10 protein-coding genes, 1 tRNA gene, 2 pseudogenes and 1 riboswitch are annotated in these 12,916 nt (G+C 65.5%); of the genes and pseudogenes, 10 read left to right on the plus strand and 3 right to left on the minus strand.

From position 1 onward, the window contains the following. Nucleotides 1-39 precede the first annotated feature (39 nt). A complete protein-coding gene (locus tag ACIGFL_RS19225) occupies nucleotides 40-972 on the minus strand; it encodes a hypothetical protein (RefSeq protein ID WP_397498214.1) in 933 nt (310 codons plus the stop codon). Continuing rightward, a complete protein-coding gene (locus ACIGFL_RS19230; RefSeq protein ID WP_397498215.1) occupies nucleotides 969-2,009 on the minus strand; it encodes an isopenicillin N synthase family dioxygenase in 1,041 nt (346 codons plus the stop codon). Before ACIGFL_RS19230 ends, ACIGFL_RS19225 begins: the two co-directional genes overlap by 4 nt. Nucleotides 2,010-2,342: 333 nt before the next feature. Next, nucleotides 2,343-2,442: riboswitch (guanidine-I (ykkC/yxkD leader) on the plus strand. A gap of 68 nt (nucleotides 2,443-2,510) precedes the next feature. On the opposite strand from ACIGFL_RS19230, the gene ACIGFL_RS19235 reads away from it, so the two are divergent. The 9 genes and pseudogenes from ACIGFL_RS19235 to ACIGFL_RS19275 all read left to right on the plus strand — a co-directional run bounded on the left by ACIGFL_RS19235 (nucleotide 2,511) and on the right by ACIGFL_RS19275 (nucleotide 11,685). After that, on the plus strand, nucleotides 2,511-3,578 hold the full coding sequence (locus ACIGFL_RS19235; protein WP_397498216.1) for a putative urea ABC transporter substrate-binding protein: 1,068 nt from the start codon (nucleotides 2,511-2,513) through the stop codon (nucleotides 3,576-3,578). 76 nt (nucleotides 3,579-3,654) lie between these two features. Next, nucleotides 3,655-4,383, plus strand: coding sequence for an urea amidolyase associated protein UAAP1 (locus ACIGFL_RS19240; protein ID WP_397498217.1), 729 nt, complete (start codon nucleotides 3,655-3,657; stop codon nucleotides 4,381-4,383). Between the two features lie 10 nt (nucleotides 4,384-4,393). After that, the gene (locus ACIGFL_RS19245) at nucleotides 4,394-5,029 is read left to right on the plus strand and encodes an urea amidolyase associated protein UAAP2 (RefSeq protein WP_397498218.1); all 636 of its coding nucleotides are present in this window, start codon (nucleotides 4,394-4,396) and stop codon (nucleotides 5,027-5,029) included. A 211-nt stretch (nucleotides 5,030-5,240) separates the two neighbouring features. After that, the gene (gene uca, locus ACIGFL_RS19250; RefSeq protein WP_397498219.1) at nucleotides 5,241-8,882 is read left to right on the plus strand and encodes an urea carboxylase; all 3,642 of its coding nucleotides are present in this window, start codon (nucleotides 5,241-5,243) and stop codon (nucleotides 8,880-8,882) included. 121 nt (nucleotides 8,883-9,003) lie between these two features. Beyond that, nucleotides 9,004-9,249, plus strand: a pseudogene (locus ACIGFL_RS19255) (GGDEF domain-containing protein); the annotation flags it as partial. A gap of 68 nt (nucleotides 9,250-9,317) precedes the next feature. Then, nucleotides 9,318-9,539 (plus strand): cysteine-rich CWC family protein, encoded by a 222-nt coding sequence (locus ACIGFL_RS19260; RefSeq protein WP_397498220.1) that lies wholly within the window; start codon nucleotides 9,318-9,320, stop codon nucleotides 9,537-9,539. A gap of 3 nt (nucleotides 9,540-9,542) precedes the next feature. Next, on the plus strand, nucleotides 9,543-10,235 hold the full coding sequence (locus ACIGFL_RS19265; protein WP_397498221.1) for a pseudouridine synthase: 693 nt from the start codon (nucleotides 9,543-9,545) through the stop codon (nucleotides 10,233-10,235). A 403-nt stretch (nucleotides 10,236-10,638) separates the two neighbouring features. After that, nucleotides 10,639-11,526 (plus strand): alpha/beta fold hydrolase, encoded by an 888-nt coding sequence (locus tag ACIGFL_RS19270; RefSeq protein ID WP_397498222.1) that lies wholly within the window; start codon nucleotides 10,639-10,641, stop codon nucleotides 11,524-11,526. Between the two features lie 85 nt (nucleotides 11,527-11,611). Beyond that, nucleotides 11,612-11,685, plus strand: a tRNA-Gly gene (locus ACIGFL_RS19275). An 89-nt stretch (nucleotides 11,686-11,774) separates the two neighbouring features. Here ACIGFL_RS19275 and ACIGFL_RS19280 read toward each other — a convergent pair. After that, nucleotides 11,775-12,060: pseudogene (locus ACIGFL_RS19280) on the minus strand (helix-turn-helix domain-containing protein). 135 nt (nucleotides 12,061-12,195) lie between these two features. Here ACIGFL_RS19280 and ACIGFL_RS19285 point away from each other — a divergent pair. Then, nucleotides 12,196-12,882 (plus strand): endonuclease, encoded by a 687-nt coding sequence (locus ACIGFL_RS19285; protein ID WP_397498223.1) that lies wholly within the window; start codon nucleotides 12,196-12,198, stop codon nucleotides 12,880-12,882. Nucleotides 12,883-12,916 lie beyond the last annotated feature (34 nt).

Below are 12,916 nucleotides of genomic sequence, written 5' to 3' on the forward strand. Positions count from 1 at the left end.
GATCGCCCGCAAGTGGGCTCCTACAAAACGAGTCGCAGATCAGCTCAACACCTCAAGATACCTCGACAGCGTTTCACTCTCCGCGGCAAACCAGCGCTGCGCCTCGTCGGTACTCGGCGTGGCGAGAGCCGCGCGCCAGTCCGGCTCCAGCGTATCGATAAGGAAGGTGCGTACCACCGCACGGCCATCCGGCCTTTGCAGGTGCTGGCACACACGCCCGGCCTCCGGCAGCTCGAAGCCCTCCAGCGAGACGCTCTGCCCGACCCGTGCCGGCTGGGTGGACAGCGCCACCTGATACCGCCCCTGCTGATCGGCATAGGCCAGCGAGGTCTGGCAGTCGAACAGCGCGGCCAGGGCCTCACCATCCCCGCGCGCCAGCTCGACCCGCTCGCGCAGTTGCAGCGCTGATTCACCCGGCTCGACCGCCCGCCCGTGCACCCAGCCGAGTCGGTCGCCGCAGAGAATCAGGCCGCCGCCGCGTTGCAGCACCTCGCCGCTTTCGGCATCGCACTCCTCCAGCAAGCGCAGCCCGATCAACGGCCCGCGGCTGGCCTGCAAACGCCAGTCCTCGACATAGGCGCCGCTGGTGCCGAGCTCGATCATGCAGTTGCCGATGCGCTGCAACTGCGCCGGTTCCGGCCAGCGGTTGTGCAGTTGCAGGGACACCCCGCCGTGCCAGCTCAGGTAGCCGTTCTCCCAGACGCTGTCGGCCACCCAGCCTTCGTGGTTGGCGAGCTGGCGCAACTCGGCGGCGTCGTAGTCCTGCCAGACACGCCCCGGCAATGGCGGCCCATCCGGTAGGCGCAGGTCGATGGTGAAGCTGCGGCTTTGCAGCCAGTGCACCTGGGTGCGCTCATCGCTGCGGCCATCGGCGAAGCTGATGGTGCGCCGACGAAAGTGCCCGAGCATCCAGTCCGGCACACCACCTTCGGCGCGTTGTGGGTAACGTGCCGCCAGCTCCAGCAGGTTCATGCCGTCACCTCCTGGCGGGCCGCGCCGACACTGGAGGGGCCGAAGCTGGACAAGCCTGTCGCCCCATCCGGCAATTGCAGCGAGCCGTTCTCCAGCCGCTCGCGCAGGTACCGGAAGGTCTGCGCGGTCTGGGCGAACAGGTGGTCGCCGCAACTCACCGGCGCGTACACCCGCTCACCGCGCGCCGGCAGGCCGGCAATCGGGGCGATGCGCGTCGGGTAGTCGCAGGCGCAGAACAGCGGGAAGGCGAAGCGCTCCTCGCTAACCTTGCGCACGCGGTGCGAGGTGGCGACGAAGTTACCGTTGCTGAGCACTTCGAGCATGTCGCCGATATTGATCACGAAGGCGTCCTCCACCAGCGGCACGTCGATCCACTGCCCGTCGCCGTTGAGCACCTGCAAACCTTCGGCGGTGGGCAGAAGAATGGTGAAGCACTCGTAGTCGGTATGCGCGCCGATACCGGGACGGTCGGCCACTGAGTCGGGATCGAGCGGGTAATGGATCATGCGCAACTGGCTGGTGGGCTGCCGGGTGATGTCGGCGAAGGTGTCCTCGGCCAGCCCCAGCGCCAGGGCGAAGCCACGAAACAGCGTGTCGCCCAGCGCCAGCGCCGCGCGGTAGTAGGCGCTGACCTCGCGCTTGAAGTCTGCCGAGTCCGGCCACTGGGTCGGGCCCAGCAGCGGATAGACCTGCGCCGCCTCGGTGTAGTCGTAATTGACGTCGTAGGCTTCCTTGAGATCCTTGCTGCCACCGGCGAACTGCTCCTCGCCCTCCGGCACGTAGCCGCTGTGGTTGCTGGACTGACCGATGTAAAAACGCATCTTCTCCTCCAGCGGGCGGGCGAAGAAGCGGCGCGCCTGATCGACCAAACCGTCGCGCAGCTCACGCGAAATGCCGTGCCCGGTGATCTGCAGGAAGCCGACCTCGCGCGCGGCACGGCCCAGCTCGTCGGCAACGCGCTGGCGCTCGGCAAGATGCTCGCAGTACAAGCCCGAGACGTCGATCAGGGGAATCGAGGTGAAATGGGTATGCGCCATGGCAATCTCCCTTGAACAAGTGAGTTACCTGGTCGTCCAGACGAGCAGCGGGTCGGGTCGTCCCGAGGGCGGCAGCAAGGCCGCCCCTGCAACAGGGGCGATAGCGATTTCCATGCCACCGCCATCATGCCGCCGAGGCGCTATCCCGCGGGCAGACTCGCCCCAGAGCGGTGCATTCCATCGCCCGCAAGCCCCAACAGGCAGCACGCAAACCGCAAGCAGCGTCGCCCAAGCGCGCAGCCACGGGCTTGGGCGAGCTGGCACGCTATTCGCTAAAGCTCAGGTGTGCAGGTTCTAACCGGGGTTTCCCGGAATCGCGGCACCACAATTTGCGAAATGGATGACTAGGGTTCCGATCCGCGCAGGCGGGTGACTGGTCCGAGAGTCATCGACCTCCAGTGAGGTTACACGGCGGGATAAAAGCCCGGGAGAACGCGCCTTTCGAACCACTCGAAACGTGCCGCGACTCCTGCCCGCACTCAACAAGACTGGAGGTTCCAAATGCGCAAGTACCGTCTGCTCTCCTTCGCCGCTGCCGGTCTGGCCGCGCTGCTCAGCTTCAGCGCCCATGCCGAGAAGAAAGACAGCTTCAGCGTCTGCTGGACGCTCTACGCCGGCTGGATGCCCTGGGGCCAGGCCAGCACCTCCGGCATCATCGACAAATGGGCGAAGAAATACGGCATCGAGATCGATGTCATGCAGCTCAACGACTACGTCGAATCGATCAACCAGTACAGCGTCGGCCAGTTCGACGGCTGCACCATGACCAACATGGACGCCCTGACCATCCCCGCCGCCGGTGGTGTGGACTCCACCGCGCTGATCGTCGGCGACTACTCCAACGGCAACGACGGCCTGCTGATCAAGGGCGAGGGCAAGACCCTGGCCGACCTCAAGGGCATGCAGGTCAACCTGGTGGAGCTGTCGGTCTCTCACTACTTCCTCGCCCGCGCCCTGGAGTCGGCAGGCATGAGCGAGCGCGACGTGAGCGTGGTGAACACTTCCGACGCCGACATCATCGCCGCCTACTCCACCCCCAGCGTGCAGGCCGCCGCCACCTGGAACCCGATGCTCGCCGAGATCATCGCCCAGCCCGGCAGCACCCAGGTGTTCGACTCCTCGAAGATCCCCGGTGAAATCCTCGACATGATGGTGGTCAACACCCAGACCCTGAAGGACAACCCGGATTTCGGCAAAGCCCTGGTCGGCGCCTGGTTCGAGATTCTCGACCTGATGCAGTCCGGCACGCCCGAAGCCACCGACGCCCTGACCGAAATGGCCAAGGCCTCCGGCACCGACCTGGCCGGTTTCCAGGCCCAGCTGGCGACCACCAAGCTGTTCTATACGCCGCAGGAAACCCTGGATTTCGTCACCAGCCCGGCCCTGCCGGAGACCATGACCAAGGTCGCCAACTTCAGCTTCGAGCACGGCATCCTCGGTGAAGGCGCGCGCAGCGCTGACGCCATCGGCATGACCTTCGCGGGCGACGTGACTACCGGCGACAGCGCCAACATCAAGCTGCGCTTCGACCCGAGCTACATAGAGATGGCCGTCGACGGCAAGCTCTGACCCTCACGCCCCCTCGCAACGATGATCAGGCGCCACTGCCGGCGCCTGACGATACGGCTTTGATCTCGAGGTACCCATGACAACTGCCCTCACCCTCCGCCCCACCCTCTATGAGGAAACTGTCCCCGGCGGCGGCCACACTTCCTTCGTGCTCAAGCGCGGCCAGCTGCTGCGCATCACCGACCTCGAAGGCGGCGCCAACGTCAGCCTGCTGCTGTTCAACGCCGCCGAGAAAAGCGAACGACTGAACCTGCCCGATACCCTCAAGTGCCAACACACCGCCAGGCTCAGCGGCGGCCACTGTCTGTACTCGGACATGGGCAAGGTGCTGGCCGCCATCACCTTTGATACCTGCGGTTGGCACGACAGCTTCGGCGGCGTACTGAATGCCGAGGAAGTGCTGGAGAAATACGGTCAGGGCCGCTACCAGGAACTGCGCAACGGCTTCTTCCGCAACGGCATGGACAACCTGCTGGTGGAAATGGGCAAGTGGGACCTCAACCTGCAGGACCTGCTGATGAACCTCAACCTGTTCAGCCGCGTGGACGTCGACGCCGAGGGTGTCTTCCACTTCCAGCCGAACAATTCCAAGGCCGGCGACCATATCGAGCTGTATGCGCCGATGGACACCCTGGTGGTGCTCACCGCCCTGCAGCACCCACTGGACCCCAACCCGCAGTACGCGCCCAAGCCGGTGCAGCTGCGCTGGAGCGAGGTCGCCAGCGACGGCATCACCCTGCTCTGCCGCACCTCGCGCCCGGAAAACGGCCGCGGCTTTCACAACACCGAACGCCAGTACCTTTGAGGATGCCGACATGAGCCTGACCGCAAGCAACCTGCATCCCGAAACCGCCAGCTTCCGCCACACCATCCCGGCAGGTGAGCCCTACCTGTTCGAGGTCAAGGCCGGGCAGACCCTGCGCCTGCATGATCTGGAAGGCAACCAGGCGATCGACACCCTGTTCTTCGCCGCGCGCAACCCGCGCGAGCGCTTCGACCCGCAGCGCACCCTGCGCAAGCAGAGCAAGGTCTACCTGACCACCGGCACGGTGCTCTACTCCAACCTCGGCAAGCCGCTGCTGACCATAGTCGCCGACACCTGCGGCCGCCACGACACCCTCGGCGGCGCCTGCGCGCAGGAGAGCAACACCGTCAGGTATGCACTCGAGAAGCGCTATATGCACAGCTGCCGCGACAACTTCCTGCGCGCCAGCCTGCACGACGGCCGTCTGAGCAAGCGCGACATCGGCGCCAACATCAACTTCTTCATGAACGTTCCGGTAACGCCGGAGGGCGGCCTGACTTTCGAGGACGGCCTCTCCGCGCCCGGCAAGTACGTGGAGCTCAAGGCCGAGACCGACGTCATCGTGCTGATCTCCAACTGCCCGCAACTGAACAACCCGTGCAACGGCTGGAACCCGACGCCGGCTGAAGTCCTGGTTTGGGATTGATCACTTCCCGTAGGAGCGGCTTCAGCCGCGATAACCCGTAGGGTGGATGTCGCTTTCTACATCCACCGGCTCCGCCGGTTCGCGGCTAAAGCGGAACGCCGCCCGGCCGCTCCTACACAGCAATACGCATCACCCGATTTTTCCGCCACGGACGACCGTGGCGCAGACCCAATGACGGCGGGACGGCCCGCCACCTTCGAGGGCTCCTCGAATGTTCGACAAACTCCTGATCGCCAACCGTGGCGCCATTGCCTGCCGCATCCTGCGCACCCTGCGTGAGCTGAACGTCGGCGGCGTAGCCGTGTATGCCGAAGCCGACGCTGCCAGCCTGCATATTCAGCAGGCCGCTGAAGCCTTCTCCCTCGGCGACGGCCCGGCTACGCAAACTTACCTTGTGGTAGAGAAAATTCTCGACGTCGCCAAACGCAGCGGCGCCCAGGCCATTCACCCCGGCTACGGCTTTCTCTCCGAGAACGCCGCCTTCGCCGAAGCCTGCGAAGCCGCCGGCATCGCCTTCGTCGGCCCGACGCCCGAGCAACTGCGCGTATTCGGCCTCAAGCACACCGCCCGCGCCCTGGCCAAGCAGCACGGCGTGCCGATGCTCGAAGGCACCGAGTTGCTGGAAAATCTCGATGCGGCGCTGGCCGCCGGTGAACAGGTCGGCTACCCGGTGATGCTGAAAAGCACCGCTGGCGGTGGCGGCATCGGCATGCGTGTCTGCCGCTCGGCCGCCGAACTCAGCGAAGCCTTCGAGGCGGTCAAGCGCCTGGGGCAGAACAACTTCAGCGACAGCGGAGTCTTTATCGAGAAGTACATCCAGCGCGCCCGCCACCTGGAAGTGCAGGTGTTCGGCGACGGCCAGGGCGAGGTGCTCGCCCTCGGCGTGCGCGACTGCTCGGTGCAGCGGCGCAACCAGAAGGTGCTGGAAGAAACCCCCGCACCGAACCTGCCCGCCGGCATGGCCGATGCGCTGTGCGCGGCGGCGATCAAGCTGGCCAAGGCGGTCAGTTACCGCAGCGCCGGCACCGTTGAGTTCGTCTACGACAGCGAGGCCGAGCGCTTCTACTTCCTCGAGGTGAACACCCGTCTGCAGGTCGAGCACGGCGTCACCGAACAGGTGTGGGGCGTCGACCTGGTGCGCTGGATGATCGAGCTGGCAGCCGGCGATCTGCCGCCGCTGAGCGAGCTGGCGAAAACCCTCGAACCCAGCGGCCATGCCATCCAGGCACGCCTGTACGCCGAAGACCCGGGCCGCGATTTTCAGCCCAGCCCCGGCCTGCTCACCGCCGTGGCATTCCCGCCCGCTGACGGCAAGGCCCTGCGCATCGATACCTGGGTCGAGGCCGGCTGCGAGATTCCGCCCTACTTCGACCCGATGATCGCCAAGCTGATCACCTGGGCGCCAAGCCGCGAAGAAGCCTCCAATGCGCTGGATCAGGCGCTGGCAGGCACGCTGCTGTACGGCGTGGAATGCAACCGCGACTACCTGCGCCAGATCCTCAGCGATGCGCCCTTCGCCAGCGGCAAGCCCTGGACGCGCTGCCTGGAAAACCTCGTCTATCAGGCCAGCACCTTCGAAGTGCTCAGCGCCGGTACCCAGACCAGCGTGCAGGACTTCCCTGGCCGCCTCGGCTACTGGGCCGTTGGCGTGCCGCCGTCCGGGCCGATGGACAGCCGCGCCCTGCGCCTGGGCAACCGCCTGCTGGGCAACGCTGAGGGCGCCGCCGGCCTGGAAATCACCATGAGCGGCCCGCTGCTGCGCTTCAATACGGACGCCGTAGTCGCCGTCACTGGCGCCGAGATTCCGCTGAGCGTCGATGGCGTGGAACAGCCAATGAACACCGCGCTGCTGATCAAGGCCGGCACTACCCTGGCCCTCGGCACCATCGCCGGTAGCGGCGCACGCTCGTACCTGACCCTGCGCGGCGGCCTGCAGGTGCCCGAGTACCTGGGTAGCAAGAGCACCTTTACCCTCGGCCAGTTCGGCGGCCATGGCGGCCGCGCCCTGCGTGCCGGCGACGTGCTGCACCTGCTGCCGCTCGCCGATACCAGCAGCGGCGCACAACTGCCCGCCGAGCTCTGCCCCGACCTGCCGGCCGTACGCGAACTGCGGGTGATCTACGGCCCGCACGGCGCGCCGGAATACTTCAGCGAGCGCTATATCGACCGCTTCCTCGCCACCGACTGGGAAGTGCACTTCAACTCCAGCCGCACCGGTGTGCGCCTGATCGGGCCCAAGCCCGAGTGGGTGCGCGACAGCGGCGGCGAGGCCGGCCTGCATCCCTCGAATATCCACGACAACCCCTATGCGATCGGCGCGGTGGACTTTACCGGCGATATGCCGGTGATTCTGGGGCCCGATGGCCCCAGCCTGGGCGGCTTCGTCTGCCTGGTGACCATCATCGAGGCCGACCTGTGGCAACTCGGCCAGCTCAAGGCCGGCGACAAGGTGCGCTTTGTGCCGGTGGATATCGCCACGGCGCGGGCGTTGGCGCAGAGCAATGCACGCGAATGCACCACCCTCTGTAGGAGCGGCTTCAGCCGCGATACGGATGGCACCCCAATCGCGGATAAATCCGCTCCTACAGACTCGACAGAGCTTTCAAGCCCTATCGTGCTAGACCTCGGCGAAGGCGACACCCGACTGGTCGCGCGCCTGTCCGGCGACACCCACCTGTTGCTGGAAATCGGCGCGCCTGAGCTGGACCTGGTGCTGCGCTTTCGTGGCCACGCGCTGATGCAGGCGCTGGAGGCCAAGCAGCTCGACGGCGTGATCGATCTCACCCCCGGCATTCGCTCGCTGCAAGTGCACTACCAGCCGGAAACCCTGCCGCTGCAGCCGCTGCTCGACATAGTCGCCGGCGAGTGGGACGCGGTGTGCGCGGCCAAGGACCTCAAGGTACCGTCGCGCATCGTCCACCTGCCACTGTCCTGGGATGACCCGGCCTGCCAGCTGGCGATAGAGAAATACATGACCACGGTGCGCAAGGACGCGCCCTGGTGCCCGAGCAACCTGGAGTTCATCCGCCGCATCAACGACCTGCCGAATCTGGACGAGGTGTACCGCACCGTGTTCGACGCCAGCTACCTGGTGATGGGCCTGGGCGACGTCTACCTCGGCGCGCCGGTGGCCACCCCGCTGGATCCGCGCCATCGCCTGGTCACCACCAAGTACAACCCGGCGCGCACCTGGACCGCGGAGAACTCGGTGGGCATCGGCGGCGCCTACATGTGCGTGTACGGCATGGAAGGCCCCGGCGGCTATCAGTTCGTCGGCCGCACCCTGCAGATGTGGAACCGCTACCGCGAGGTCGAGGCCTTCGACGGCAAGCCCTGGCTGCTGCGTTTCTTCGACCAGATCCGCTTCTACCCGGTATCGGCAGAAGAGCTGCTGCGCATCCGCCGCGACTTCCCGCTGGGCCGCTACCCGCTGCGTATCGAACACAGCGAGCTGCACCTGGCCGACTACCAGGCCTTCCTCGACCGCGAGGCCGAGGGCATCGCCGCCTTCCGCCAGCAGCAGCGCGCGGCCTTCAACGCCGAGCGCCAGCGCTGGATCGAATCGGGCCAGGCGCATTTCGAGGTCGAGGAGGTGGCCGCCGAACTCGGCGAGGATGCGCCGCTCGGCGCGGGCCAGCACGGCATCGACAGCCATATCGCCGGCAACCTGTGGCAGGTGCAGGTGGCAGAAGGCGCGCGCGTCGAGGCCGGTGACGTGCTGGTGATCCTCGAGTCGATGAAGATGGAAATCCCCCTCACCGCCCCGGTGGCCGGCACGGTGCGCGAGGTGCGCGTGCAGCCCGGCTCGCCGGTGCGCGCCGGGCAGCGCGTGGTGGTGCTGGAACAGGCCTGAGCATCGCGGCCGCCGGTGACAACCCGGCGGCCGCGGCGCGCAGGCGCAAATCGCGCGGGCACCGATGACGCGCCTGCGGCGGCACGCTAGCATTGCGCCACGTCTCCAAGGCCCCGACCTCATGGCATTCAGCACTTCGCGCAAGGCTCAGATCCCCCTCCTGCTCCTGCTGGGCATCCTGCTGCTGGGGGGCTTTCTCGCCACCAGCCTGGCCAGTTATTACACCTCGCGCGAGAGCATCTGCCACAACATCGTCAACACCGAGCTGCCGCTGACCTCGGACAACATCTACTCGGAAATCCAGAAGGACCTGATCCGCCCCACCCAGATCGCCTCGATGATGTCGCACGACACTTTCCTGCGCGACCGCGCGCTGGACCAGACCAAGCAGGGCGGGCGCAACCGCGTCTGCGCCGCCACTCTGGACGACGCGCCGTGAACCCCGCACAGCGCTGCCCGCTCTGTGGCCAGGGCAACGCTTGCGCCCTGGCCGACGGCGCGCCGGATATCCAGGCCTGCTGGTGCTTCACGGCCCGCATCGACCCGGCCGTGCTCGAGCGCCTGACGCCCGAACAGCGCGACCTGGCCTGCCTGTGCCCAGCCTGCGCGGGTGTGGTCGAAGCCGCCGAGCGCGACCGGCGCAGCGAGCAGGACTGAGCCATGCGCCTCGACCGCTTCCTCAGCAACTTCCCCCGTTTCAGCCGCCAGGACAGCCGCCTGCTGATCAGCGCCGGGCGCCTGCGGGTGGACGGCGCGGTGGTTCACGACCCGCGCTTCGACGTGCGCGACTTCCAGCGCGTCGAGCTGGACGACGAACTGCTGCAAGCCGGGCGTAGCGCGCGCTACTGGATGCTGCACAAGCCGGTCGGCGTGGTCAGTGCCACCGAGCACGACGAACACCGCACCGTCCTCGACCTGCTGGCCGAGCCGGACAGACACGAGCTGCACCTGGCCGGCCGCCTGGATCTGAACACCAGCGGCCTGCTGCTGATCACCAACGACGGGCGCTGGTCGCGGCGCATCACCCAGCCGCAGCAGCGCAAGCCCAAGGTCTACCTCGTCGACACCGAACAGCCGATCACCGCCGAGTACGCCGAAGTCTTCGCCCGCGGCCTGTACTTCGCCTATGAAGACCTCACCACCCTGCCCGCCCGGCTCGAACTGCTCGGCAGCCACAGCGCTCGTCTGACCCTGTTCGAGGGCCGCTACCATCAGGTCAAACGCATGTTCGGCCACTTCCGCAACCGGGTCGTCGCCCTGCACCGCGAAAGCATGGGCGAGATCCACCTCGACCCCGCGCTTGCCCCCGGCCAATACCGTCCACTGACCACCGCGGAAATCGCCAGCGTTTGAGGGGCGCTGGCAACGCCGGCAATCGTTCGCAAGCTAACCGACCAACGGCAGCAGCAATATGCGATAAAGCTGTGACTCGCTCTTGCATGGCTGCAAGGGCGCTGCTTAAATCGAACCATAAGTCTCTGCGTGACCAATGAGTCACAGCAGACATCTAAGCGTTCCATCGGTTGCTTGCGCCCTGCGCGAACTGGATTCCTGCCTGGTAACACCGCCCTCGCTCCCGGCCCGAAAAAGGCTTGGGAAGTCGCTCTGTTTCGATCCTAACTGATTGAAAATCAAAGAATTATAAAATCCTCCAGCCTGACATTAGGTTGTCATGTCCAGGCGTTTATCTGACTGCCCAAAAGCTCGCGAACGGCCCACCGCTCGCCTCGTCACACTTGCGCCAGGAGGAAACGACATGAGGCCACAAACCGCAGTCGTCGAGATCAACAGGAAGCACAAGGTTCACACGGAGTTCTACGGCAACCCGGCAGCGAGCAAGACGATCATCCTGGTCAACGGCTCCCTGGCGACCACTGCGTCCTTCACCCAGACCATCAAGTACCTGCAGCCGCAGTTCAACGTGGTGGCCTTCGATCTGCCGTACGCCGGTCAGTCCAAGCCGTTCAACAGCGACTTCACGCCCATCAGCAAGGAAGACGAAGCCGCGATCCTGCTCAAGCTGATCGACCACCATGGCGCCAACTACCTGATGTCCTTCTCCTGGGGCGGCGTCGCCTCCATGCTCGCCCTGGCCCAGCGTCCGGCCAGCCTGGAGAAGGCGGCGATCTGCTCCTTCTCGCCGATCCTCAACGTGCCGATGCTCGACTACCTGCACAAGGGCCTGCGCTTTCTCGGCGCGGTGGACCGCGACAACATCGCCCTGCTGGTCAACAGCACCATCGGCAAACACCTGCCATCGCTGTTCAAGCGCTTCAACCACAAGCACGTCAGCACCCTCGACGAGCACGAGTACCGGCAGATGTATGCCCATATCAAACAGGTGCTCAGCCTGGAAGCGCACTGCCGCAAGGAATGCCTGCAGGCCATCGACATCCCCCTGCTGTTCGTCAACGGCGACCGTGACGAATACACTTCGGTGGAAGACGCCTGCCTGTTCGCCCAGCACCTCGATAACGCCCAGTTCGCCGTGATCAACGACGCCGGCCACTTCCTCGACATGGAGCACAAGGACGCCTGGCTGCAGACCCAACGCGTGCTGCTGGACTTCTTCAACGCCCCCAGCAAGCGCCTGCTGCTGCCACGCCGTGGCGGGCTGCAGGAGCTGCAGGCCATCGCCGTATGAGCAGGCCCCACGGCGAACCGGATGCACGACCAGCACCGGTTCGCCCTTCATTTCCCCGCCGAGTTCCGGTATAAAGGCACCCGCCGCGGGCGTCGTATAATGGCATTACCTGAGCTTCCCAAGCTCATGACGAGGGTTCGATTCCCTTCGCCCGCTCCAGAATTCAGCAAGTTAAAGCCCTGTATTTACAGGGCTTTTTCGTTTCTGGGGTTCGCTGGCGTCGAAGAAGTGTCGAAATCGACCAGCCATTAGGCGGACAGTGCCAGGATGGCGTGCTTCGGGTCGTTGTGGATCGCACGCAGCAACGCCCTGACCGGGCTGCCAGGTTCGCCGCCGCTGTTCCCGGTTACGCAGCGAGCCGAGTCGAACATCGATGATGGCCGCGAACTTGGCCTGGATCATTCCGGTGGCTGTACAGACTTTCCGCACCTGCAGCGCGTCCAGAGTAAACGCCCGCGAGGGCTGAGGTTCGCCGCGGCGAATTTCATCCCTCTGCTGGACGCTTTCCAGCAGACCTTCGACGAATTTGCCCATGGCGATTACCGCCACCACCTTCTGCCAGCAGCCTGCCGCGAGGCTTTGACGCGGCCCATTGCCACTATCTAAGCATTTGAAAAACAGAGACTTTTTACTTCACGTCGACAGCAGTGACGGCTACCCTGGCGCCCCATGATTCGATGCCTTATCCCCCTGCTCTGCTGTCTCGCCAGCTTCTCCCTCAACGCCGCCCCCGCCAGCTTCGCCGAGGCCAAGCGCCTGGCCTGGCCGCTGTATGCGCAACAGTCCACCGAGTTCTACTGCGGCTGCAAGTACAGCGGCAATCGGGTCGACTTGCGTTCCTGCGGCTACAGCCCGCGCAAGAACGCGGGCCGCGCCCAGCGCATCGAGTGGGAGCATATAGTTCCGGCCTGGGTGATCGGCCATCAGCGCCAGTGCTGGCAGCACGGAGGGCGCAAGAACTGTGCGGCCAAGGATGCGCAGTTCCGCAAGGCCGAGGCCGATCTGCACAACCTGGTACCGAGCATCGGCGAGGTCAACGGCGACCGCAGCAACTACAGCTTCGCCTGGCTGCCGCAACAGCCGCACCAGTACGGCCAGTGCCAGACGGTGGTGGATTTCAAGGCGCGCAAGGTGATGCCGCGCCCGGCCATTCGCGGGATGATCGCGCGCACCTATTTCTATATGGCCGAGCGCTACCAGCTGCGCCTGTCGAGACAGGATCGCCAGCTCTACCAGGCCTGGGACAAGGCCTACCCGGTCAAGCCCTGGGAGCAGCAGCGCAATCAGCAGGTGGCCTGTGTAATGGGTTGGGGCAACCCGCATGTGGGCAAGGTGGAGATGAGCCGCTGTAAGTAAGGGTGTGCCGTGAGTTCCGCCTCATCCAAGCGGC

It is taken from the genome of Pseudomonas sp. NPDC077649 (genome assembly GCF_044542855.1).
Lineage (GTDB): Bacteria > Pseudomonadota > Gammaproteobacteria > Pseudomonadales > Pseudomonadaceae > Aquipseudomonas.

What these genes read in the sequence shown, in the direction of transcription:
- uca (WP_397498219.1), top strand. Translation starts at nt 5,241, where the DNA reads ATGTTCGACAAACTCCTGATCGCCAACCGTGGCGCCATTGCCTGCCGC.
- ACIGFL_RS19225 (WP_397498214.1), bottom strand. Translation starts at nt 972, where the DNA reads ATGAACCTGCTGGAGCTGGCGGCACGTTACCCACAACGCGCCGAAGGT.
- ACIGFL_RS19285 (WP_397498223.1), top strand. Translation starts at nt 12,196, where the DNA reads ATGATTCGATGCCTTATCCCCCTGCTCTGCTGTCTCGCCAGCTTCTCC.
- ACIGFL_RS19235 (WP_397498216.1), top strand. Translation starts at nt 2,511, where the DNA reads ATGCGCAAGTACCGTCTGCTCTCCTTCGCCGCTGCCGGTCTGGCCGCG.
- ACIGFL_RS19240 (WP_397498217.1), top strand. Translation starts at nt 3,655, where the DNA reads ATGACAACTGCCCTCACCCTCCGCCCCACCCTCTATGAGGAAACTGTC.
- ACIGFL_RS19245 (WP_397498218.1), top strand. Translation starts at nt 4,394, where the DNA reads ATGAGCCTGACCGCAAGCAACCTGCATCCCGAAACCGCCAGCTTCCGC.
- ACIGFL_RS19270 (WP_397498222.1), top strand. Translation starts at nt 10,639, where the DNA reads ATGAGGCCACAAACCGCAGTCGTCGAGATCAACAGGAAGCACAAGGTT.
- ACIGFL_RS19230 (WP_397498215.1), bottom strand. Translation starts at nt 2,009, where the DNA reads ATGGCGCATACCCATTTCACCTCGATTCCCCTGATCGACGTCTCGGGC.
- ACIGFL_RS19265 (WP_397498221.1), top strand. Translation starts at nt 9,543, where the DNA reads ATGCGCCTCGACCGCTTCCTCAGCAACTTCCCCCGTTTCAGCCGCCAG.